A 20,381-nucleotide genomic window follows, 5' to 3' on the forward strand; every position below is an offset into this window, starting at 1 on the left:
GGTTGTTCATCGGCCGGCTCCGGGTACGAACCGGCCGCTTCGGTTTCGGGCGGGGTGACCGTCCTGGGCGATGACCGCACCGCGCAGGAAGGTCTTGACCACCCGTCCGCTCACAGCGCGTCCGTCGAAGGGCGTCCATCCGGCCTTCGACAGGACGTCTTGGTTCCGGATCGTGCGCACCGCGGTCGGGTCGAGCAGGGCCAGGTCGGCGTCGGCTCCCACCGCGATGCGCCCCTTTCGGGGCCACAATCCGTAGGCTTTCGCGGGAGCGTCGGCGTAGACCCTCGCGACGTCCTCATAGGAGAGATGACCGCGGGCGGCGGCGTCCACGAGGATCGGGAACGTGCTGTCCAGGCCGGGAAGGCCGAAGTGCGCCGACCAGACGTCGCCGTTGCTCTTCTGCTCCAGCGTCGACGGAGCGTGGTCGCTCGACAGGTGGGTCAGCGTGTTCGCGCGGAGCAGGCGCCACATCTGCACCTCGTCGTCCTCGGTGCGGGCACGGGCCGGCGGTGTGAACTTGCGCAGGGCGCCGTGCTCGTGCACTTCGGTCTCGCGGAGGAGGAAGTATTGAGGGCAGGCCTCGGCGGCCAGGCGCGCGCCCCGCTGCCGCTCCGCCAGCAGGTATTCGGCGACCTCCGGATTGCTGACGTGGGCCACGGTGGCTCGCGCACCGGTCCGGCGGACGAGAAGCGCGGCCACCGCGGCCGCGACCAGCTCGGCGTCCCGGCTGCGCCACTCCGTGAGGACCCCGAAGTCGGTGCGCCCCTCGGCCTTGAGCACGGCCTCGGCCGACTCGGTCAGTGACTCGTCCTCGCAATGCAGGAGGCTGACCGCATCCACCTGCGCGGACGCGGCAAGATGGGTGCGCAGAGCGGCCGCCGGATGCCCGGGGACGCCGTGGGTCGTGCACGTGAACACCTTGAAGAACGCGACACCCGCCGACCACAGCGCGGGCACCACGTCCTCGTCGCCCGGCCAGGCGTGGGCGGCGAGCCCGAAATCGACGTCGGAACGCCCGTCGAGGTACTCGATCTTCGCCGAGAGGTCGGTCACCGTGCGCACCGGATGCGAATGGGTGTGCTCGACGATCGTGGTGACACCCGCCGCCGCGGCCGCGGCGGTACCGGACGGGAAGTCCTCCCGGGCGGTGTCGCCCGGATCCATCAGGTGGACGTGCGTGTCGACGCCTCCGGGCAGGATCAGCAGCCCACCGGCGTCCTCGACGGTGACGGCCGACGCGTCGAGCGTGCCGATCGCCACGATCCGGCCGTCACGCACGCCGATGTCGGCGCGTCGGCGTCCGTCCGGAGTGACGATCGTCCCTCCCGAGACGATCAGGTCCAGCGCAGCCATGACCTTCTCCTCAACCGTGTAGAGGACATGCCCCGAGGCCGGCGCGACGGCGCGCCGGTACTTCTCGGTAAGGGCGATGTCCACGGTCAGGCGGGCGCTGAAATGCGGCAGGCGCCTGAGCAAGCGGCCGAACTCGGCCGCGAATCGCGCAGTCTGCATTTTATAAAATGCGTGATAGCTTCTGTCAAGTGAACCCCGAACGCGTGGCGATCGCTTCTCTGGGCGGCACCATCACGATGACCGCGGCGTCGGCCGGTGCCGGGGTCGAGCCGTCGCTGACCGCGGCTGATCTGGTCAGCTCCGTTCCCGGGCTCGCCGGAGCGGCCGAGGTCACCGCGCACACGATCGCGACCGTCCCCGGGGCGTCGTTGTCCGTCGGTCACGTGCTCGAGGTGCTGTCCTGGGCCCGCCGGGCCGTGGACGACGGAGCTTCCGGCGCGGTGGTCGTCCAGGGCACCGACACGATCGAGGAGTCGGCCTACCTCCTGGACCTGTACTGGGACCGGGAAGCCCCGGTCGTGGTCACCGGCGCGATGCGGGCGGCCCGGATGGCCGGGGCCGACGGTCCGGCCAACCTCCTCGCCGCCACGCGGGTCGCCTGCTCGCCGTCGTCGCGGGGGCGCGGAGTGCTGGTGGTGATGAACGACGAGATCCACGCGGCCGCGAGGGTGCGGAAGATGCGATCGAGCGGTCCGCACGCGTTCTGCTCCCCGTCGTTCGGGCCGCTGGGCTACGTGGAGGAATCCCTGGCCGTCTACGGCGGCAGCGGCCACCGCGTCCCGCCGCTGCCGGCGCCGCCGGTGGCCCACCATCCGCGCGTTGCGCTCCTCGAGACCCATTTGGACGACGACGGCGCGTTGCTCGATCTCGTCACCGCTTCCGACTACCGGGGGATCGTCCTGGCGGCGTTCGGGGTCGGCCACACCTCGGAGAAGGTCGCGCCGGCCGTCTCACGGGCGATCGAGGCATCGAAGCCCGTCGTGCTCGCGAGCCGCACCGGGGCCGGCACGACGTTCCGCTCCACCTACGGCTTCGTGGGTTCGGAGACCGACCTGCTGGAGCGGGGTGCCGTCCCGGCCGGTTGGCTGGACGCGCGGAAGGCACGGTTGCTCCTCGCCTGCCTGCTCGCCGCAGCCTCCACCCTGGATGACATCACGGTCGAATTCGGACGCCGGGCCTGAGGAGGTAGTGATGACACTGAGCCGACTGTCCGTGGGCCGGGGCTCCAAACAGACGACGCACGCGTACGTCCTCAAGACCTTGCGCGATGCCATCCTCGACGGGACGCTCCCGGGTGGCACCCGGCTGATCCAAGCCGAGATAGCGGCGCGGCTCGACGTGAGCATCACGCCGGTACGGGAGGCGCTCCGCGATCTCGCGGGCGAAGGCATCGTCGAGTTCGACCCGCACCGCGGGTCCCGCGTGCGACGTCTCGACCTCAGCGAAGTTCAGGAGCTGTACGAGCTCCGGATGGTTCTCGAGCCGCTGATGGTGCGCCGGATGATCAACTCGGTGCCGGAGCAGGCGCTCGGCGACGCGGAACGACTGCTGCGCCGGATGACGAAGACCAAGGACAACGCCGCGTGGTCCGAGCTCAATCGTCAGTTCCACGCGCTGTTCGCCGAGGCCGGCAGGGAGAGCCGGCTCGCGCTGATCCTCTCCGGCCTCCGCGACAGCGCGTCGCCCTACGTCAGCCTGTCTCTCGGAGCGAGCCCCGCGCGCCGGGCCGAGTCGGACGTCGAACACGCGCAGCTCGTCGAGCACTACCGAGCCCGCGACGTCCAGGCGGTCGTCCGGCTGACCGTCCAGCACCTGAGGACGACGCTCGCCACCATCGAACGGGCTCACGACGAGGGCCTGCTGTAGGTTCCGCGGACCGGCCCCGGTCACCGGGCCGGCGGACCGGCTCCGGATGCCCGGTCACCGGGCATCCGGAGGGAGCGGTCAGAACAGCGTGCGTGCCCCGGAGTCGGCGATCAGGTCGGGGTCCGGCACGACCGACTTGCTGGCGACGTTGGCGAGCATCTGGTGTGCCATGTGGAAACCGAAGTCCTCGGCGACCGTCTTCTTCCAGTGCCGGGACAGGATGTTGTGCGTGGCCCAGCGCGTGTACCGCGGCCGCTTCATGATGAAGCGGGCGAGTTCCCAGGCCCGGTCCAGGAGCTGCTCGCGAGGCAGCACGTCGTTGACGAGGCCCCAGGCCAGGGCCGTCTCGGCGGAGATCGATTTGGCGGCGTACACGTAGTAGGCGGCGCGCTTGGGACCTATCACTGACTGGAGTGCCATCGCCTGGCCGTCTCCGGGGGGCGAACCCAGCCAGAAGTGCGGATCCAGGAAATCGGCGTCCGGGGCCGCGAACGTGACGTCGCTCATCACCGCGAACTCGGTGTGCACACCGGGCCCGTTCACGACGGCGATCGTGGGGATGTCGATGCTGTTGACGAAGCTCTCGATGAGCTTCCAGCCGTCGTACATCCGCTGGTGGATGTGGTCGGGGTCCAGGTCGGAGGCGGGAACCGGGTTGAGGCCCTTCGGGCTGCCCGTCATCCATTTGCCTCCGGTGCCGGTGATGATCAGCACCTGGTTCTCCTGGTCGTTGCCGATCTCCTGCCACGCCCGCGGCCAGGCGTTGTGCGCGGCGTGCGTGTGCGCGTAGGGCCCGTCGTCGGTGTGCAGGCGGACCTCGATGATCCCGTCCTCGCGCTTCATCCGGAGGAACTTCGCGTAGCGGGCCGAGTAGTCCTCGAACGCGGGGGGAGCGAGATACCCGTCCCAGTGACCGGCCGGATCGAATGCCATGTGTCTGCCTCCGTGCGCTGGAGCTGCCGCCGACCGGGAGCGGAGCGGCGTGCAGACGAAAGTACACGCTGTGGTGTGTTTTTCAATTCTCGGCCCGGAAGTCGATTTCCTGCACAGGAGCGCGTGAGCCGAAGATTTCGTGCATCTGTCCGGCACTCGCGGGCCGCCGCTTTACGGTGCGGCAACACCGACCAGTGAGCGAAAGCGGGTCAACGGGGTGAAGCTGAAGGACAGCGCAGCGCTGCGGGTACACAACGTGCGCCTCATCGACGGCGTCGGCGCCGCCGCGGTGGACGACGCCGTGCTGGAGGCCGCCGACGACGGCCGCATCACCTATGCCGGACCGGCGGCCGGAGCGCCCGAGGCACGCCCGGACGTCCGGACGGTGGACGGCCTCGGTGGAACGCTGTTACCGGGGCTCTTCGACTGCCACACCCACCTCGGGATGGCCTCGGACCGGTCGTTGGTCGAGGAAGCGTTCCTGGTCGATCCGGTCCTCGGCGTTCTGGGCACGGTCGAACGTCTGCGCGGGACGCTGGACGCGGGGATCACGTCCGCGCGTGACCTCGGCGGCCTGCGCACCGGCTTCCGGGACGCGGTCGCGGCCGGGCTCATCGCGGGCCCGCGGCTGCAGACGTCGGTCGGGGTGATCAGCCACACCGGGGGTCACGCCGACGGGATGCTGCCCAGCGGCCGGGACCTCGCGCTCGACTCCAGCGTGATCGCCGACGGCGTCACCGGCGTCCGGACGGCCGCCCGCCGGATGCTGCGAGCGGGCGCGGATCTCGTCAAGATCTGCACCAGCGGCGGGATGAGCAGCGCCCATGACGATCCCGACGACGAGGACCTCCTCGACGAGGAGATCGCGGCGGTCGTCGACGAGGCGACCCGCCGCGGCGGACGGACCGTCGCTGCCCATGCGCAAGGGCGCGCGGGCGTCCTCGCGGCGGTCCGGGGCGGGGTCCGCTCGGTCGAGCACGGCTTCGGCGTCGACGACGAAGGCTGCGACCTGATCGGCGATCGGGGCGCCTTCCTCGTCCCGACGCTGTCCTCGGCGTTCCGGCCGCTGGACCGCCGGAAGACGCCGCCGTGGCGTTACGAGAAGAAGCTGCGCTGGAACGAGCGCACCAAGGTGAACATCGCCGAGGCGATCGCCCGGAAGGTGAACATCGCGGTCGGCACGGATGCCGGGATCGCTCCGCACGGGGAGAACCTCTACGAGCTGGGCTGCCTGGTGGAGCTCGGCATGTCGCCGATGGACGCGATCAAGGCGGCCACGTCCACCAGCGCGCGGCTACTCGGAGTGGACGACGCGCTCGGAGCCCTGAGGCCCGGGTACGCCGCGGACCTCGTGCTGTGCGCCGCCGATCCGCTGCGGGACATCTCCCGCCTGGCGTCGCCGGAGAACATCGCGCTGGTCGTCCAGCAGGGCGTCGTTCGCAAGTGCACCCTCCCGACCCCGGAACGGAGATCCTGATGTCGGACCTGAGCACCGTCGTGGAGAAACCGGTGGACGACCTGCACACCGGATGGACCGGCCGGGTCGTCGGATACGTCGCGATCCTGATCCTGGTGAACGTCATGGTCGACAGCGTGCTGGCCTCGCCGACCTTCGTGCTGCCGGAGCTCAGCAAGGCGTTCCACACCAGCCAATTCGCCTGGATCGGCTCGAGCGCGATGCTCGCGGGTGCGATGTGGGCACCGCTGCTGGGCAAGAGCGCCGACATCAACGGCAAGCGCAAGGTGCTCATCGTCACGCTGCTGGTGGCCTGCCTGGGGGGACTGGTCTGCCTGGTCGCCCCGAACCTCGGAGTCTTCGTGGCCGGGCGAGTCCTGCAGGGCGCCGCGGTCGCGGCGCTGTTCCTCACCGTGGCGCTCATCCGCGACATCTGCGCGCCGAAGTTCGCGATGGTCGTGACCGGTATCGTCACGTGTGGTTCGGCGGTCTTCGGCATCGTGACGCCGTTCGTCCTGGAGTTCGCGCTCGGGATCTTCGGCTGGCGCGTCGTGTTCGTGGTGTCGGCGGCCTTCGCTGCGCTGGCCACCGTCTTCGTCCGCGTGGTGCTCCCGGAGACCAGGGACAGGAGCCCTGGCCGGGTGGACGTCACGGGCGCCCTCGTGCTCGGCGCGGGCCTGGCCGGCGTCCTGGTCTACATCAGCCTCGGGCAGGTGTTCGGCTGGCTGGGCGTCGTGCCGCTGCTCGTTCTCGTCACCGGTCTCGCCGCGCTGAACTTCTGGTTGTTCGTCCTGAGCCGCACCCCCGAGCCGGTCATCGACATCCGGGGCATCTCGGTCGCGCTCGGTCTCGGGCTGCTCGTGGTCGTGATGGGAACGGGCGCCTACCAGAGCATGCTCCAGCTGTTCAGCCTGCTGATCGAGGTCTCACCCGACGACGGCCTCGGCTACGGCATCGCCGCGCCGGCCGCCCTCGGCCTGCTGTTCGGAATCCCCTCGATCGGCATCGTGCTCGGCGGCATCCTCGCCGGCGCGTTCGCGACCCGGATCGGACCGGCGTGGACCCTCGCGGCCGGGGTGGTCACCGGCGTAGCCGCCACGCTGATCATGCTCGTGGCCGGGGCGGCGAATCTCCCGCTCGCCGTGGTGTCGTCGTTCATGCTGAGCCTGACCGCGGGGTCGCTGCTCACCTCCGGGTTCAACCTCGCCTCGATCCTCGCGCCCCCGGAGCGGCAGGGCACCGTCTCCAGCATGGTCATGGTCATGGTGGCGATCGGCTCGGTGACGATGAACTTCATCGGCTCCGCGATCCTCGGTGCGAACCGCATCACGGTCGACGGAGAAACCGTGAACTCGTCGTTCGGCGTACATGCCTACATCGCCGTCGCCGGGGCGGTCTTCGTCCTGGCCACCGTCCCCACGGTCTTCCTGGTACGCCGGATGCGCGGTCACGTGGTCACCGGTGCACCCGTCAGCCACATCTAGAGAGAGCGACATGAGCACTGAGGCGCCGAAGAGTCCCGCACAGGCACAGCACCCGTACAGCCCGGTGCGCGACACCGGGACCGGGCTCATCTTCGTCTCCGGGCAACTGGGCCTGGCCGACGGCGAGGTCGTCGCCGGTGGGGTCGCCGCCCAGACGCGGCAGGCGCTGGCGAACCTGGGCACGAAGCTGGCGGCGGCGGGCCTGGAGTTCCGCCACCTGGTCAAGATCACGGTGTACCTGACCACGATGGACGGACGCAACACGATGGACCGGATCTACCGCGAGACCCTTCCCGAACCGCTGCCGGCCCGGACCTGCGTCGCGGTGGCGGGCCTACCGTACGGAGCCCAGGTCGAACTGGACGCGATCGCCGTCCGAGAGGACACCCCACGATGACGTATGCCGAGGCCGTCGCGGAGGGCATCTGGGCGGCGGGCACCAGCCGGGTCGGTTACGTCCCGTCCGTGACCGTGGCCCCGGTCGTCGCGGCGCTGGTCGCCTCGGACCACGGCGCCGACGGCGTCTCGCCCCGTGTCACCCCGCTCTCGCGGGAGGAGGAGGCGGTGGGAGTACTGGGCGCCGTCGCTCTCACCGGCGGACTCGGTGCCGTGGTCATGCAGGACAACGGCTTCGGCAACGCGCTCACCGCCCTCACGACGTTCCCGCTGGCCTACCACCTGCCGCTGCTGGTCGTCGCGAACACCCGCGGTGGCCTGGGGGAGTACAACTCGATGATCCACGCGATCAGCCAGCCCGTACCGGCCGTCCTGCGCGCGGCCGGTCTCCCGGTGGTGGAGCTGGATCGCCGCAGCAGCGCCGCGGACTGGCGCGCCGCGGTTCAGGAGGCCGGCGTGCACGCCCTGATGACCTACCGGCCCACCGTGGTCCTCGCCTCCTTCTGGAACACCGACGGACGGGTGGCCTGATGCGGCGGATCGAGGCACTCGAAGCGCTGGCCGAGCTGACCGGCCGCCATCCGGTCGTCGTGACCTGCGCGGCGACCAGCCGGGAACTGGCGTCGGTCAAGGACAGCGACAACCATCTGTACCTGCTCGACGCGATGGGCCTGGTGGGCTCGGTCGCGACCGGGCTGGCGCTCAGCGTCGACCCCTCGGCGCCCAAGGTCGTCGGCATCGAGGGCGACGGATCGCTGCTGATGAACCCGAACGTGCTGCCCACCGGCGGCTATCTGGCCCCGGCGAACCTGTTGCTCGTCGTGCTCGACAACGGGGTGTACGGATCGACCGGAGCGCTACCGACGTACTCGTCCCGCGTCGACCTCGGGCGTCTGGCGAGCGCGGCCGGATGGACGACGCGCTCGACCGACACCCTCGACGGCCTCCGGGCCGCGTTCGCCGAGCTCCTCAGCGTGCGCGAACCGGCCTTCCTGCACGCACGCATCGAGTCGGGCAACGCGAAAGACATCGCGAAACTGCTGGTGGACCCGGTCTCGATCCGGGACCGGTTCGCCCGATGGCTCCGCGAGGAGCACGCGCCGTGAGCCGGGGCATCACGACGGTCGATCCCGCCACGGGCGAAGAGCTGGCGTTCTACCCGTTCACGACGCCCGACCGGCTCGACCGGATCCTGGAGAACGCGGCCGCGTCGCCCTGGGGCCGGTCGCCCGTCGACGAGCGGACCGGCGCCATCACCCGCCTCGGCGACGCCCTGGCCGGTCGGCGCGAGGAGCTCGCCGCGCTCGTCACGCTCGAGATGGGCAAGCCGATCCGCCAGGCGAGGGCCGAGATCGACAAGTGTGTCGGCGCGTGCCGTTACTACGCGGCGGAGCTTCCGGAGTTCCTGCGTCCGGAGTCGTTCGACCTCGACGGTGACACCGCGGTCGTGCGGATCGTGCCGATCGGCGTCGTGCTCAGCATCCTTCCGTGGAACTACCCGTGGTGGCAGGTGATCCGGGCGATGCTTCCCGCGATCGGCGCCGGCAACACCGTGGTGCTCAAACACGCGGACTCGGTCACGGGCACGGCGCTGGCGGTCGAGCAGATGTTCCGGGAGGTGTTCGGTCCCGGAGTGCTGCAGAGCGTCGTCGCCGACAGCGGTACGGCCTCGGACCTCGTCGCCGACCGCAGGATCGCCGCCGTCACGTTCACCGGTAGCGACCGGGTCGGGGCGCTGGTCGCCGCGCGCGCCGGCACGGCCCTGAAGAAGTGCGTCCTCGAGCTCGGCGGATCCGACCCGTTTCTCGTCCTCGCCGACGCCGACGTTCCCGCGGCGGCCGCGGCCGCCGCCCGGTCGCGCTTCCTCAACAACGGGCAGAGCTGCATCGCCGCGAAGCGGATTCTGGTCCATCGGGACGTCCGTGACGCGTTCGTGGACGCGTTGGTTCCGCACGTCGAGAAGCTGAACGTCGGTGACCCCACGGACGAGGCGGTCGACGTCGGCCCGCTCGCCCGGCACGATCTGCGGGACACGCTGCGCGAGCAGCGGAGCCGGGCGCTCGCGGACGGCGGCCGGGTGATCGCCGAGGCGCCGGCGCCGGACTCCGGCCGCGGAGCGTGGTTCGCGCCGTCGATCGTCGAGGTGGCGGGCTCCGGCTCGGTGCTGCTGACGGACGAGACGTTCGGCCCCCTCGGCGCGCTGTCGACCGGTGCGGACGACGCCGAGCTGGTGGCCCTCGCGAACTCCTCCCGCTACGGGCTGAGCAGCAGTCTGTGGAGCGCCGACCGTGACCACGCCGCGGCGGTGGGCGCCCGGCTCCAGGCCGGCGCCGTGTTCGTGAACACGATCTCCGCCACCGACCCGCGCCTGCCGACCGGCGGCGTCAAAGCCAGCGGCTACGGACGCGAGCTGGGCCGGTGGGGAGTGCAGGAACTGGCCAACGTGCAGGCGCTGCGGATCCGCGGCCCCCGGGGCGCACGATGACCGGCGTGGTCCTCGCGGGGTACGGGCCGGTGGGCCGGTGTTTCGTGGAGCGTCTCCCGGCCGGGGCCCGGCCGTACGGCGTGCCGCTGCGGGTCTCGGTCGTGCGCGGCGATTCGACCCAGTGCCGGCTGGGGGAGGGTGATCCGGTGCCGCCCCGCTCGTCGTGGGAACCGTTGGAGTCGCTGGACGAAACGCTGGAACGGACCGGCGCGCGGGTGTTCGCCCAGGCGGTTCCGTCCTCGATCGCGGGTGCGGACCGCGCCGCCGAGGAAGCCCTGGTCGCGCTGCGCCGCGGCGTCCACGTCGTCACGGCCACCAAGAGCCACCTGCTCAGCCACTGGCGGACGCTCGACGAGACGGGCCGCCGGCACGACGCCCTGATCCGGATCTCCGGAGCCACCGGGGCCGCTCTGCCGGCGGGCGACCTGGCGCGGACGGCGTTGCGGGGCCTCGGCTGCACCACGATCCGGGCGTGCCCGAACGGCACCGTCACGTTCGTCCTCGACCGCCTGGCCGCGGGTGACCCGCTTCCCGAGGCCCTCGGGGAGGCGCGGCGCCGGGGTATCGCGGAGGCGGACCCGTCGGCCGACCTGTCCGGTGAGGACGCGGCCACGAAGGTCCGGCTGCTGGCGGCGCTGTGCTGGGGCTGGGACCCGGCCCGGGTGCGCGTCGAGGCACAGCCCGTGGACGCCGGCACCGCCGGGAGGGCCTACGCCGCCACCGCCGGGGGACGCCGGATACGAGCCGTGGCGAGCGCGCGAGCGGATCAGCCGTCAGCCGTGCGCGTCGACCTGGTCGAGACGGAACCCGGTGATCCGTTGCACGCACTCGCCGGGCCGGAGAAGGCCGTGATCTTCGGCAGCCCGGACGCGGGCGACGTGGTGGTGAGCGGTGGACGTTCCAGTCCGCTGGGGGCCGCGCTCGCCATGGTCAAGGACGCGATCGAGGTCACGGCTCCGCGGACGGCGTTCGGATGACGGTCAGCGGTAGGCGCGCAGGAAGGCATCCACCCCGTCGGCGACGATCCGGTCCAACGGCGGCGGCGCGTCCGCCCGCTGATCGTCGACGGCTTCCAGCGCGAGGCTGATCGTCAGCGCGGTGAAGTGCCGCGCGGCGAGGGCGGGGTCGGGGGCGTGGAGCGCGCCGTCGGCCGTGAGTTCGGCGAAGCGCCGCTCGAGCATCCGTTCCGGGCGGTCGCGCGCCGCTTCCGGTAGCCGGAGAATCGACCGTTGCTGGGCCTCCAGCCGCCGGTAGGCCAGGTAGTCGGAGGACGCGAACGTCCGGTCCACGATGCGGCGCCCGAACGCGGTCAATGCTTCGCGAAGGTCGCGGTCCGGGGAGATCTCCTCCTTGATCGCGGCCCCCACGGTGGTGACCAGTGCGTCATTCACCCGTTCGAGTACCCGCAGGAACACCGTCTCCTTGTCGCCGAAGTGGTCGTACACCGTCCGCTTGGAGACCTGGGCGCGCGCGGCGACGGCGTCCACGCTCGTGCGGTCGTAACCCTCGGTGATGAACAACGCCTCGGCCGCGTCGAGGATCGCGATCCTCTTGCCCTCGGAACGACGGCGGCGCCCCGGGGTCTGGACCTCAGCGATAACCCTCGGCACGGCCGTCAGCTTACGCCCGCCGCCCCCACCGGATCGGAGACAGCACCGTGCAGGACGGTTCCGAACGACTGACGAGGCTCCTGGAGACCGCGCGGCGGGATCCCGGCGCGGTCTGGGTCGTCGTGGCAGTGGTGCCGGCTGAGCCGGTCGAGGGCTCGGTCGGCGAGCAGTTGCAGGCGTGGGTGCGCGAGCAGGTGGCGGTCTGGCCGGCGCCCGTGGCCATCGGATGCAACCGGCCGCACGTGGAGGACGGCTCGGCGACGTTCGCGTCGCCCGAGCGGTATCACTGCGCATTCGGCGCGGACGGTTCCACCGTTCTCGCGCTTCCGGTGGGAGGCCTCCGGGACGGTGCGGCCGCGGGTGAGCCGGTGTGGGCGATCGGCGAGGGCGCGGTCGCGTGGATCACCGTCGCCGCGCTGCACCTGGCGGGCGCCTTCGCCGCACGTACCGGCGTGCGGGGGAGCGCACTGGCCGGGCTGACCGTCCGGGCGTCCGGGGAGAGCGGGTTCCAGGTCTTCAACCGCGATGCGCACGGCCTGACGCCGGTCGGGCGCCGTCTCGACGCGGTCCGGCCGGTCGTGCGATCGGTCAGCGTCGCGGAGTGCGCGGGCGCGGGCGTCGCCGGCGTGGCGCGGCCCCTCGTTGTCGATCTGCTGGGGTGCTTCGGACTGCACGATTCCCGCCACATCGACGCTGCCGGCATGCTCCGGCGCCAGAATTTCACCGGCCACGACGAGCGCATCCTCACCTGGTCCACAGCGATCGGGTTGCCGTCCGTGTGGTGATCCCCTGATAAACTACACCGCATAGTGTGGTTTTAGAGGAGGAGTTGCATGTCTCCCACGAGTTCAAGCGCCCGGCCGGGGCCGACCGTCGGCATCCGGTCGGAGAACCTGACCAAGAAGTACGGCAGCACGGTGGCCGTGGACGATCTGTCCTTCACCGCTGAGCCCGGAGTGATCACCGGCTTCCTGGGGCCGAACGGCGCCGGCAAGAGCACGACGATGCGCATGCTCTTCGGCCTGATCAAGCCCACGGCCGGCACGATCACGATCGGCGGGCGCGACATCACCGACCTGGACGATCCGGCCCGCACGATCGGTGCCTTGCTGGACGCCCGCGCCGTCCATCCGCACCGCAGCGCGTCGGATCACCTGCTGGCTTTCGCCTACGCGGCGGGTCTCGATCGGCGGCGGGTCGACGAGGTGCTCGATCTGGTCGGGCTCTCCGACGCCGCCGGCCGCCGCGCGGGCGAGTTCTCGCTCGGGATGAACCAGCGACTCGGCATCGCGACCGCCCTGCTCGGCGATCCGGGTGTGCTGGTGCTCGACGAGCCGCTCAACGGCCTCGACCCCGAGGGCATCCGCTGGATCCGCACCCTCATGCGGGACCTGGCCGGAGAGGGACGCACGATCCTGTTCTCCAGTCACCTGATGTCGGAGATGGAGCTCACCGCCGACAACCTCGTGGTCGTCGGGCAAGGTCGCCTGATCGCCGAGGCCACCCTCGACGAGTTCGTGCGCGCCAACACTACCCAGGCCGTCGCGGTCCGGGCCCAGTCGCCGGCCGGGCTCGGACTGGCGCTGCGCGAGGCGGGCGTCGCGTTCAGCACTCAGCCGGACTCGTCCTTCCTGGTGGTCGGAACCGACTCCTCGACCGTCGGCAAGATCGCCGCGGCCGAGGGAATCGCACTCGAGCGACTCGGCCCGGTGCGCGAATCGCTGGAAGACGTGTTCCTCCGGCTGACCCACGACGTCACCGACTTCGAAGGGCGCGCCGCATGAACGTGCTCCGCTCCGAATGGACCAAGATCCGCAGCGTCCGGAGCACGTGGATCGCCGCGGTGAGCGCGGTGGCGGCCGGGGTGGCCCTCAGCGTGCTCGGGGTGTCCGACCTGCTCGGTGCGTCGCCGTCCGAGCTGCCCACCGGCTGGGATCCCACCGCCGAGAGCCTCAAGGGCTTTCTCTTCGCCCAGCTGGTCATCGGCATGCTGGGAGCGCTCAGCATCACGTCCGAGTACGGCACCGGCATGATCGGCACCAGCCTCGTCTTCGTCCCGTCGCGCTCGCGGCTGCTCGCGGCCAAGGCGGTCGTCGTCGCGGGCCTCGGGCTGGTGGTCGGCGTCGTCACCACCGTGCTCAGCTTCACCGTCGTGCAACTGATGCTGAAGAGCGCCGACCTGCCCGCCGGCGGTCTCGGCGATCCGGGCGTTGTCCGCGCTCTGCTCAGCGGCACGCTCTACCTGACGCTCGTCGCGCTGCTCGGGCTGGCCATCGGTGCCCTGGTCCGGTCGGCGACCAGCAGCCTCGCCGTGCTGGTCGGGGCGCTCCTGCTCGTGCCGGCGCTCGGTCCGGGGCTGCCCGGCGTGCTCGGCGACCTCTTCGGGAAGTTCTGGCCGATCACAGCCGGTCAGGCCGCCTATGCGGTGGTGCCGTCCGACGACCTGATCGCACCCGGTCCCGGCCTGTTCCTGCTGACGCTCGCCGCCGTCGGAGTCACCGTCGCCAGCCACGTGACGTTCCGCGTCCGCGACATCTGACCGGCTCAGTCGTCGGCGGCGAGCAGCGGCACCGACCTCACCGATCGGCCCTCCGCGTCGAGGACGCGACCGAGCAGCTTCCTCACTCGCAGCACCACCGCACGGTCCTGGACACGCAGCGCCGGAAGAGCCTGGCTCAGCTGGCGTTCCAGGTCGTGGACTTCTCCGGCCGTGCGCAGCCGGGCGTCGATGATGACGTTGTACGGCCCGGCCACGATGCTGCACGACCGCACGCCGGGCAGCTCGCGCAGCCGGGCCTCGGCGTCGCCCAGATCGTGCACGTCGATCGAGCCGTAGAACGTGGCGGCCACGGCCCGGCCGGACAGGTGCTGCGACACGTCGCACCGGAACGTGATCAGACCGGCGCTCTCCAGCCGGGTGAGTCGTCGGCGCACGGTGACCGCGCCGACGCCGGCGTGCTCGGCCAGCCGCTCGAACGACATCCGTCCGTCGACGGTCAGCGCGCGCACGATGCGCTGGTCGGCAGGTTCCAGCACGCCGTCGTGCGAGGTCCGGTGGGGCGCGTACGCGGTCAGGCGCCGCTGCTGATCGGGGTCGAGCGCGCCTTCCCGCCACCGGCTGGCCTCGATGGCCGACCGGGTCACGATGTGGCTGCGGACGTTCGTGATGCCCGGGACGTGGCCCACCCGGTCCAGGAGATAGCCGGAGAGCGCGGCGAGGCCGGGTGCCTGCGCCAGCACCTGCAGGTCGCGCGCTCCGGACGTCAGCTTCACGGTCGCCGCCTCGACGTCGTCGACCAGCGTCTCGGCCACCGCGGACGACCGGCCGGGGACGCAGCTGATCTCCACCAGCGCGCAGGCCGGGGTCACCGTGCCGGCCGGATGCGCGGTCACCCACGCCACGCCCGCGGACTGCATGCGCGACCAGCGCCGGCTGACCGTCGCGGGATCGACACCGATGACCGGGGCCAGATCCTTCCAGGCCGCACGCGGCGCGGACCGCACCGCGTCCACGATCGCGACGTCGAGTTCGTCGAAGTCCATCCGGTACACCCAGCCGCCGAAGGTTTCTTGCATCGTTCCGGTAGAACGTAACGAAAACAAGCAGGATCCCGGCCGCTGAGTGAACGCGCACTACCGTCCTGAGCCATGCAGATCGAGGATGTCCGGGCCGCCGCCGTCCGGCTCGACGGCGTGGTGCACCGCACCCCCGTGCTCCGCTCCCGGACGCTCGACGACCTGGTCGGGGCCGAGGTCTTCCTCAAGTGCGAGAACTTCCAGCGGACCGGTTCGTTCAAGCTCCGTGGCGCCTACCACGCCGCCTCGCGTCTGCCCGCGGATCGGCTGGCCCGGGGCCTGATCACCTACTCGTCGGGCAATCACGGACAGGCGGTCGCCTTCGCGGCGCGCGAACTGGGCGTCCCCGCGGTCGTCTTGATGCCGGCCGACGCGCCCCGCTCGAAGCGGGAGGCGACGATCGGCTACGGCGCCGAGGTGGTGACGTTCGACCGCTACGCCGACGACCGTGAAGCACTCGGACGAGCGCTGGCCAGCGACCGCGGCCTGACGCTCGTCCCGCCGTACGACCACCCGGACGTCATCGCCGGCCAGGGCACGGTGGCTCTCGAACTGCTCGACGCCGTCGAGGGACTGGAGATGCTCGTCGTGCCGGTCGGCGGCGGCGGGCTGATGGCCGGCAGCGCGATCGTCGCCACGGGGTTGCACCCCGGCATCCGCCTCATCGGCGTCGAGCCGCTGGCCGGTGACGACACCCGCCGGTCCCTCGACGCCGGTCGTCGCGTCGCGATCGAGGTGCCGCGCACCATCGCCGACGGCCAGGCCGCTCGCCTTCCCGGTGAGCTGACGTTCGCGGTCAACCGGCGTCTGGTCGAGGGCATCGTGCTGGTCTCCGACGACGAGATCCGAGACGCCATGCGCTTCGCCGTGGGCCGCCTGAAAATCGTGACCGAACCCAGTGGCGCAAGCGCGCTGGCGGCGCTGCTCGCGACCCGGATCGGACGTCTTCCGTCCCGGGTCGGAGTCGTGGTGTCGGGCGGCAACGTGGATGCCGGACGCTTCGCCGAGCTGCTGGTGGAGGACGTCTCCACCAGCAGCTGAGCGGGCCTCAGCGCAGCACTTCGGGCCGGTATCCGAGTTCTTCGCTCGCGGCGACGTAGAGGTCGAGCATCTCCTGCGGCCGGGCCACCTTGATCACCTCGAGGGTCTCCGGGTCGATGTACTCGAGATCGCCGGTGCTGACGAAGACCGCCTCGGTCACCGCCGGCCCGTTGACGAACCGGTGGATCACGCTGGGGGTTTCGAAGATGTAGGTGCCGGGGCGATACCGGTGCTGCTGGTCGTGGCCCCACGCTCCCTCGAGCGTCCAGCCGTAGACCGGGCTCGGGTGGCGGTGCAGTGCACTCGTCGACCCCGGCTGCGCCCGGATCTGTGTCACCACGAGTTTCTCGGACGGACGGACGTGCAGGAGGCGCGTCTCGTACCCGGGCAGGAACTCGATGTACGGCAAATCGTCACTGTGGACGTGCAGCGTCTTCAACAGCTCGCGATCCATCTCGACGTGCATGACAGTCCCTTCCGGACGTTGACTCGACTGGTTCTCGGCTCCGACGCGAGGACGCACGGTCGGCCGGTGCGGGCCGGGCTCGTTCACCGCGCGCCGTTCCAGGCCGGGTCGCCCAGCACGTCCGTGCGGCTCGCACTCGACGCAGTACGCGACGTCGTTGTCGTCGCAGACTTTCGCCAGGTCGGCGGTCGTCCGCTCCGCGACCCAGGTGCTGGCGTAGTCACAGGTGCAAGTCCAGAGCCACCGAACGTTTTCCGCGCCCGTTCACCTTCCACCACAACGGTGCGCCGGTGTGCGAGCCGAGTTTGCGGATCGGGTCGCCGATCAGAGGCTGCTCGACTTTGACGACGTCGGCGCCCCAATCCGCGAGCAGAGTCCCGGTCATCGGCCCGGCGACGAGCTGTCCGACATCGAGGACCCGAATTCCGACGAGGGGGCCTTGGGCGGCCGGCCGATTTCCCGATTCCACTGTCTGTCCTCCATTCGGCGATTCGACGCTACCGGTCGGCTCTCGCGCGAATGGGGTGGTGATTCCACCACTCGAAATGGGGTCGTCCCATTGGAAACTAGCGTAGTCAGGGGAGGTGGAAACCGATGACCGTGGTCGGCGAGTCGTGGCGACAGCAGCGCTCCGAGGAGAAGCGGACCTCGATCCTGCGGGCCGCGCAGACGTTGTTCGTCGAGGAGGGTTACGAGCGGTCCAGCGTGGATGCGATCGCCGCGTTGGCCGGCGTTTCGAAGCGGACCATCTACGACCACTTCGGGGAGAAGGAACTCGTGTACTGCGCGGTGGTCGACCGGGTCTCGGCCGCGCTGGCCGACGCGATCCGGACCGCGATCGACGTCGACCTGCCCGAGGCGTGTGACCTGCGCTCCGGCCTGCTGGCCTTCGCTCGCCGAGTGGCGACCGAGACGTTCTCCTCGTCGGACTACGTGCTGTTCCGGCGGCTCAGCAGCGTGCGGGTCCCCCGGCAACGGATCCGCGGGACGGTGCGCAACGCGCCGAAGGAACTCTTCGTCGAGCGCGTGGCCCGGTTCGTCGGTGCCGGGGCGTTGCGCCCGGCCGAGCCCTGGCGTGTCGCCGAGCACTTCATCGCGCTGACGTTCCTCCTCGCGCTCGACACCCTGGATCCCACGGTGCCCACCGCCTGGAGTGAGCTCGACGAGATCCTGGTCGACGGCGTCGACACGTTTCTGCGGGCGTACGCCTAACGGGCACTACCATTACTCGTTGACTCACGTCGTGATGCCCGGAGAAACTCGCCCCGGTTTCGGCGCTGCGCATTCCGTCATCGGCCGTCGGATGCCGGGTGTCCGACGGCGGTGCTGCCGGCCAGCAACCGGGTCATCCGGGCGCGGGACTCGTGGTCGTCCAGCAGGTGAGCCATGATCAGCAGGTTCGGGTGATCCAGCGGGCGCAACTGGACGGTCCGGGCCCGCACGTCGCCGACGTCGGGATGCCGGATCGTTTCGACGTGACCGGCGAACCCGTAGACCTCGTGCCGCTCCCACCGGGCCCGGAAGAACGCGCTCTCCTGGGTCAGGCGCGCGATCAGCTCCGCGAACCTGGGATCCTCGCGGTACTTCGCCGCCGCGGCCCGGAACCGCGCGATGGCGGACTCGGTCTCCCGCTCCCAGTCCACGAGCCGTTCGCGGACCGCGGGATGCATGACCTGGATCCACAGACCGTTGCGGTGGGCGGAGCTGAGTTCCGCGGGATCCACGAACAGCCGGGAGTAGGCCCGGTTCCAGGCGACGAGCTCGCCGGTGGGTTCCATCAGATGGGCCGGATGCGGCAGGAGGTCGTCGACGAGCGCGACGAGGCTGTCGTCGATCTCGGGTGAGGCCGGAGAGGGGGTGGGCGGCGCGATGCCGGCGAGCCGTTGCAGGTAGCGGTGCCCGCTGTCGTCCAGTCGCAGCGTCCGGGCGAGCGCTTCGATCACCTGGCGGGTGGCGCAGATGTCCCGTCCCTGCTCGAGCCAGGTGTACCAGGTGACGCTGACTGCCGCCGCGTCGGCGACTTCGTGCCGGCGCAGACCCTTGACCCGGCGGCGGCCGGTCCGGGGGATACCGAGGTCTTCCGGCTGCAGGGACTCGCGCCGGGCGAGGAGGAACGCCGCGAGTTCCTCCCGGCGGGCCCGATCGCCCGCGGCCCGGGGTGACTCCCGGCGATCGTCCATCGTGTCCACGCTCGTGGGACGCATCAGCACGCTCCCTCCTTGCGGATGAGCATCGTTGCTCGGGGAGGGAAGATTACACTACACCGAGTAGTGTGAATAGTGGCTCGGATCGGTACCGGGGTGCGCGAAATCCCCTCGCGCGAGCGAGCGCGGCGAGGTCCGGGTGGTACAAGAAGTAACAGCACAGGCGGCCTCTTGTACCGGGACTCGCAAGTCATGAGTCTTCCGGGAAACACCCGGTGGGAGGCAGCCGTGAGCGTTGTACTCGACGTCGACAGCCACGAGATGGCACCGTTCGAGCTGTGGGGCGAGGTCTTCGGTGAAGACATCGCTCGCCGGGTGAACGAAGCCGGGTTCGACATCCTCGGCCGGGCCCGGGCCAACCCGCTGTCGGTGCCCGGTCTCACCGCCGACACGACGCCGATCTCCGACGAGACGGTCTGGCGCCTCAAGGGCGCCGGCGCGCCGTCCGCCATCGACCTGCGGCGCCGTCCGGCCGTCCTGGACGAGATGGGCATCGTCCGGCAGCTGGTCTTCCCGACGTTCGGGTTGTTCGCGCTCATCCTCGTCAACGACCCGAACGCGCACGCGTGGCTCGGATTCGATCCGCACCGGGTGGACGGCCAGGAACTCGGCCGGATGGCCGTCGCCGCGCACAACGACTGGGCGGCCCAGATCACCCGGTCGACCTCGGACCGGGTCCGGCCGGTCGGGATCGTGATGACCGACGGTCCGGTGGAGAGCATCGTCGAACAGGCGAAACGCCTCGTCGGCGCGGGTATCCGCGCGCTGATGATCCCGGCCAACGTGCCCCCGGCGGGGAGTTCACCCGCGGACCCGCGGCTCGACCCGTTCTGGGCCTTCTGCGCCGAGGCGGACGTCCCGGTCACGATCCATCTCGGGACGGACTTCGGGTTCCTCGCCTCGTCCCAGTGGTCGAAGGGCGTGGACGTGTTCCACCCGTCGGACAAATCAACCATCGAGTTGCCGATCGAGCCCTACCGGGCCACCACGATCCACTACTGCGCCGAGAACATGCTCTCGACGATGGTCCTCGGCGGGGTTTTCGCGCGGCACCCGGCGTTGCGGTTCGGCGCCATCGAGTTGTCGGCCGGCTGGATCGCCCCGCTGGCCGAGCGTCTCGACTGGTGGGCGGCGGGGCAGTTCCGCTCGCGCCTGCGCGACACGCTCACCCTGCGGCCGTCGGAGTACCTCGCGCGCAACGTCCGGGTCACGCCGTTCTATTTCGAACCCGTCGCTCGTTACTACGACCGGGATCCCGGCCTCTGGCCGGTGTACTGCTATTCGACCGACTACCCGCACGTGGAGGGCGGAAAGGACTCCAGGCGGGTCCTCTCCGAGGCGCTCGCCACGATTCCCGGGAGCGCCCGGGATCAATTCTTCGAGGAGAACGGCGCACTTCTGCTTCCGGCCTGACGCGAGAACGGGAGCGTCCTGGCCGCGACGCCGGCCGCGCTCCTCGTGCTGATCGCTCGCGGGCGGCACCCTCAATAGCCGGCGAGTGCGGATCGCCG

Annotated in this window: 22 protein-coding genes; 15 read left to right on the top strand and 7 right to left on the bottom strand. The window is 70.7% G+C overall.

Annotated features, from left to right (window positions below):
• Window positions 1-6 precede the first annotated feature (6 nt).
• Complete coding sequence (locus ACIBZJ_RS27675) at window positions 7-1,512, bottom strand: dihydroorotase family protein (RefSeq protein WP_395934552.1); 1,506 nt, start codon at window positions 1,510-1,512, stop codon at window positions 7-9.
• A gap of 29 nt (window positions 1,513-1,541) precedes the next feature.
• On the opposite strand from ACIBZJ_RS27675, the gene ACIBZJ_RS27680 reads away from it, so the two are divergent.
• Entirely contained in the window at window positions 1,542-2,534 is a 993-nt protein-coding gene (locus ACIBZJ_RS27680; protein ID WP_395934554.1) for an asparaginase, read from the top strand.
• 10 nt (window positions 2,535-2,544) lie between these two features.
• Window positions 2,545-3,219, top strand: a complete 675-nt coding sequence (locus tag ACIBZJ_RS27685; RefSeq protein ID WP_395934556.1) for a GntR family transcriptional regulator — start codon at window positions 2,545-2,547, stop codon at window positions 3,217-3,219.
• Between the two features lie 78 nt (window positions 3,220-3,297).
• Here ACIBZJ_RS27685 and ACIBZJ_RS27690 read toward each other — a convergent pair whose 3' ends face one another.
• Complete coding sequence (locus ACIBZJ_RS27690; RefSeq protein WP_395934558.1) at window positions 3,298-4,152, bottom strand: enoyl-CoA hydratase/isomerase family protein; 855 nt, start codon at window positions 4,150-4,152, stop codon at window positions 3,298-3,300.
• Between the two features lie 217 nt (window positions 4,153-4,369).
• Here ACIBZJ_RS27690 and ACIBZJ_RS27695 point away from each other — a divergent pair, with 217 nt between their 5' ends.
• The 7 genes from ACIBZJ_RS27695 to ACIBZJ_RS27725 are packed head-to-tail and all read left to right on the top strand — an operon-like array spanning window position 4,370 to window position 10,950.
• Window positions 4,370-5,629 carry an amidohydrolase family protein gene (locus ACIBZJ_RS27695; protein WP_395934560.1) on the top strand — a complete coding sequence of 420 codons (1,260 nt, stop codon included), beginning with the start codon at window positions 4,370-4,372 and terminating at the stop codon, window positions 5,627-5,629.
• Window positions 5,629-7,092, top strand: coding sequence for an MFS transporter (locus ACIBZJ_RS27700; RefSeq protein WP_395934562.1), 1,464 nt, complete (start codon window positions 5,629-5,631; stop codon window positions 7,090-7,092). Before ACIBZJ_RS27695 ends, ACIBZJ_RS27700 begins: the two co-directional genes overlap by 1 nt.
• A 10-nt stretch (window positions 7,093-7,102) precedes the next feature.
• Window positions 7,103-7,489: a RidA family protein gene (locus ACIBZJ_RS27705; RefSeq protein WP_395934564.1), complete on the top strand. Its 387-nt coding sequence runs from the start codon at window positions 7,103-7,105 to the stop codon at window positions 7,487-7,489.
• Complete coding sequence (locus tag ACIBZJ_RS27710; protein ID WP_395934566.1) at window positions 7,486-8,019, top strand: thiamine pyrophosphate-binding protein; 534 nt, start codon at window positions 7,486-7,488, stop codon at window positions 8,017-8,019. The genes ACIBZJ_RS27705 and ACIBZJ_RS27710 overlap by 4 nt, the downstream gene beginning before the upstream one ends.
• Entirely contained in the window at window positions 8,019-8,594 is a 576-nt protein-coding gene (locus ACIBZJ_RS27715; RefSeq protein ID WP_395934568.1) for a thiamine pyrophosphate-dependent enzyme, read from the top strand. The genes ACIBZJ_RS27710 and ACIBZJ_RS27715 overlap by 1 nt, the downstream gene beginning before the upstream one ends.
• On the top strand, window positions 8,591-9,973 hold the full coding sequence (locus tag ACIBZJ_RS27720) for an aldehyde dehydrogenase family protein (protein ID WP_395934570.1): 1,383 nt from the start codon (window positions 8,591-8,593) through the stop codon (window positions 9,971-9,973). The genes ACIBZJ_RS27715 and ACIBZJ_RS27720 overlap by 4 nt, the downstream gene beginning before the upstream one ends.
• Window positions 9,970-10,950 carry a homoserine dehydrogenase gene (locus tag ACIBZJ_RS27725; RefSeq protein ID WP_395934572.1) on the top strand — a complete coding sequence of 327 codons (981 nt, stop codon included), beginning with the start codon at window positions 9,970-9,972 and terminating at the stop codon, window positions 10,948-10,950. The genes ACIBZJ_RS27720 and ACIBZJ_RS27725 overlap by 4 nt, the downstream gene beginning before the upstream one ends.
• A 3-nt stretch (window positions 10,951-10,953) precedes the next feature.
• Here the strand turns inward: ACIBZJ_RS27725 and ACIBZJ_RS27730 are convergent, their stop codons facing one another.
• The gene (locus ACIBZJ_RS27730; protein ID WP_395934574.1) at window positions 10,954-11,583 is read right to left on the bottom strand and encodes a TetR/AcrR family transcriptional regulator; all 630 of its coding nucleotides are present in this window, start codon (window positions 11,581-11,583) and stop codon (window positions 10,954-10,956) included.
• A gap of 47 nt (window positions 11,584-11,630) precedes the next feature.
• Here ACIBZJ_RS27730 and ACIBZJ_RS27735 point away from each other — a divergent pair, with 47 nt between their 5' ends.
• From ACIBZJ_RS27735 to ACIBZJ_RS27745, 3 genes are read left to right on the top strand one after another with little or no spacing between them, the layout of a single operon-like run.
• Window positions 11,631-12,368 carry a hypothetical protein gene (locus tag ACIBZJ_RS27735; protein ID WP_395934576.1) on the top strand — a complete coding sequence of 246 codons (738 nt, stop codon included), beginning with the start codon at window positions 11,631-11,633 and terminating at the stop codon, window positions 12,366-12,368.
• 48 nt (window positions 12,369-12,416) lie between these two features.
• Complete coding sequence (locus ACIBZJ_RS27740; RefSeq protein ID WP_395934578.1) at window positions 12,417-13,367, top strand: ABC transporter ATP-binding protein; 951 nt, start codon at window positions 12,417-12,419, stop codon at window positions 13,365-13,367.
• Window positions 13,364-14,122: an ABC transporter permease gene (locus ACIBZJ_RS27745; protein WP_395934580.1), complete on the top strand. Its 759-nt coding sequence runs from the start codon at window positions 13,364-13,366 to the stop codon at window positions 14,120-14,122. Before ACIBZJ_RS27740 ends, ACIBZJ_RS27745 begins: the two co-directional genes overlap by 4 nt.
• 5 nt (window positions 14,123-14,127) lie before the next feature.
• Here the strand turns inward: ACIBZJ_RS27745 and ACIBZJ_RS27750 are convergent, their stop codons facing one another.
• Entirely contained in the window at window positions 14,128-15,159 is a 1,032-nt protein-coding gene (locus tag ACIBZJ_RS27750; protein WP_395934582.1) for an Lrp/AsnC family transcriptional regulator, read from the bottom strand.
• 72 nt (window positions 15,160-15,231) lie between these two features.
• On the opposite strand from ACIBZJ_RS27750, the gene ACIBZJ_RS27755 reads away from it, so the two are divergent.
• Window positions 15,232-16,200, top strand: a complete 969-nt coding sequence (locus ACIBZJ_RS27755; RefSeq protein ID WP_395934584.1) for a pyridoxal-phosphate dependent enzyme — start codon at window positions 15,232-15,234, stop codon at window positions 16,198-16,200.
• Between the two features lie 7 nt (window positions 16,201-16,207).
• Here the strand turns inward: ACIBZJ_RS27755 and ACIBZJ_RS27760 are convergent, their stop codons facing one another.
• Both ACIBZJ_RS27760 and ACIBZJ_RS27765 read right to left on the bottom strand, forming a co-directional pair.
• Window positions 16,208-16,666, bottom strand: coding sequence for a cupin domain-containing protein (locus tag ACIBZJ_RS27760; RefSeq protein WP_395934586.1), 459 nt, complete (start codon window positions 16,664-16,666; stop codon window positions 16,208-16,210).
• Between the two features lie 220 nt (window positions 16,667-16,886).
• On the bottom strand, window positions 16,887-17,135 hold the full coding sequence (locus tag ACIBZJ_RS27765; RefSeq protein ID WP_395934588.1) for a CoA transferase: 249 nt from the start codon (window positions 17,133-17,135) through the stop codon (window positions 16,887-16,889).
• A gap of 125 nt (window positions 17,136-17,260) precedes the next feature.
• Here ACIBZJ_RS27765 and ACIBZJ_RS27770 point away from each other — a divergent pair, with 125 nt between their 5' ends.
• A complete protein-coding gene (locus ACIBZJ_RS27770; RefSeq protein ID WP_395934590.1) occupies window positions 17,261-17,878 on the top strand; it encodes a TetR/AcrR family transcriptional regulator in 618 nt (205 codons plus the stop codon).
• A 77-nt stretch (window positions 17,879-17,955) separates the two neighbouring features.
• On the opposite strand, the gene ACIBZJ_RS27775 is transcribed toward ACIBZJ_RS27770, so the two are convergent.
• Window positions 17,956-18,870 (bottom strand): helix-turn-helix transcriptional regulator, encoded by a 915-nt coding sequence (locus ACIBZJ_RS27775; protein WP_395934863.1) that lies wholly within the window; start codon window positions 18,868-18,870, stop codon window positions 17,956-17,958.
• Window positions 18,871-19,098: 228 nt separating this feature from the next.
• Between ACIBZJ_RS27775 and ACIBZJ_RS27780 the strand changes: the two genes are divergently transcribed.
• On the top strand, window positions 19,099-20,283 hold the full coding sequence (locus tag ACIBZJ_RS27780; protein WP_395934592.1) for an amidohydrolase family protein: 1,185 nt from the start codon (window positions 19,099-19,101) through the stop codon (window positions 20,281-20,283).
• Window positions 20,284-20,381 lie beyond the last annotated feature (98 nt).

Origin of the sequence: Cryptosporangium sp. NPDC051539 (genome assembly GCF_044454545.1) — a bacterium.
In the GTDB taxonomy this organism is placed as follows: Bacteria; Actinomycetota; Actinomycetes; order Mycobacteriales; family Cryptosporangiaceae; genus Cryptosporangium.

What these genes read in the sequence shown, in the direction of transcription:
- ACIBZJ_RS27675 (WP_395934552.1), bottom strand. Translation starts at nt 1,512, where the DNA reads ATGCAGACTGCGCGATTCGCGGCCGAGTTCGGCCGCTTGCTCAGGCGC.
- ACIBZJ_RS27685 (WP_395934556.1), top strand. Translation starts at nt 2,545, where the DNA reads ATGACACTGAGCCGACTGTCCGTGGGCCGGGGCTCCAAACAGACGACG.
- ACIBZJ_RS27690 (WP_395934558.1), bottom strand. Translation starts at nt 4,152, where the DNA reads ATGGCATTCGATCCGGCCGGTCACTGGGACGGGTATCTCGCTCCCCCC.
- ACIBZJ_RS27700 (WP_395934562.1), top strand. Translation starts at nt 5,629, where the DNA reads ATGTCGGACCTGAGCACCGTCGTGGAGAAACCGGTGGACGACCTGCAC.
- ACIBZJ_RS27705 (WP_395934564.1), top strand. Translation starts at nt 7,103, where the DNA reads ATGAGCACTGAGGCGCCGAAGAGTCCCGCACAGGCACAGCACCCGTAC.
- ACIBZJ_RS27710 (WP_395934566.1), top strand. Translation starts at nt 7,486, where the DNA reads ATGACGTATGCCGAGGCCGTCGCGGAGGGCATCTGGGCGGCGGGCACC.
- ACIBZJ_RS27715 (WP_395934568.1), top strand. Translation starts at nt 8,019, where the DNA reads ATGCGGCGGATCGAGGCACTCGAAGCGCTGGCCGAGCTGACCGGCCGC.
- ACIBZJ_RS27725 (WP_395934572.1), top strand. Translation starts at nt 9,970, where the DNA reads ATGACCGGCGTGGTCCTCGCGGGGTACGGGCCGGTGGGCCGGTGTTTC.
- ACIBZJ_RS27740 (WP_395934578.1), top strand. Translation starts at nt 12,417, where the DNA reads ATGTCTCCCACGAGTTCAAGCGCCCGGCCGGGGCCGACCGTCGGCATC.
- ACIBZJ_RS27745 (WP_395934580.1), top strand. Translation starts at nt 13,364, where the DNA reads ATGAACGTGCTCCGCTCCGAATGGACCAAGATCCGCAGCGTCCGGAGC.
- ACIBZJ_RS27750 (WP_395934582.1), bottom strand. Translation starts at nt 15,159, where the DNA reads ATGCAAGAAACCTTCGGCGGCTGGGTGTACCGGATGGACTTCGACGAA.
- ACIBZJ_RS27755 (WP_395934584.1), top strand. Translation starts at nt 15,232, where the DNA reads ATGCAGATCGAGGATGTCCGGGCCGCCGCCGTCCGGCTCGACGGCGTG.
- ACIBZJ_RS27760 (WP_395934586.1), bottom strand. Translation starts at nt 16,666, where the DNA reads ATGCACGTCGAGATGGATCGCGAGCTGTTGAAGACGCTGCACGTCCAC.
- ACIBZJ_RS27770 (WP_395934590.1), top strand. Translation starts at nt 17,261, where the DNA reads ATGACCGTGGTCGGCGAGTCGTGGCGACAGCAGCGCTCCGAGGAGAAG.
- ACIBZJ_RS27775 (WP_395934863.1), bottom strand. Translation starts at nt 18,870, where the DNA reads ATGCGTCCCACGAGCGTGGACACGATGGACGATCGCCGGGAGTCACCC.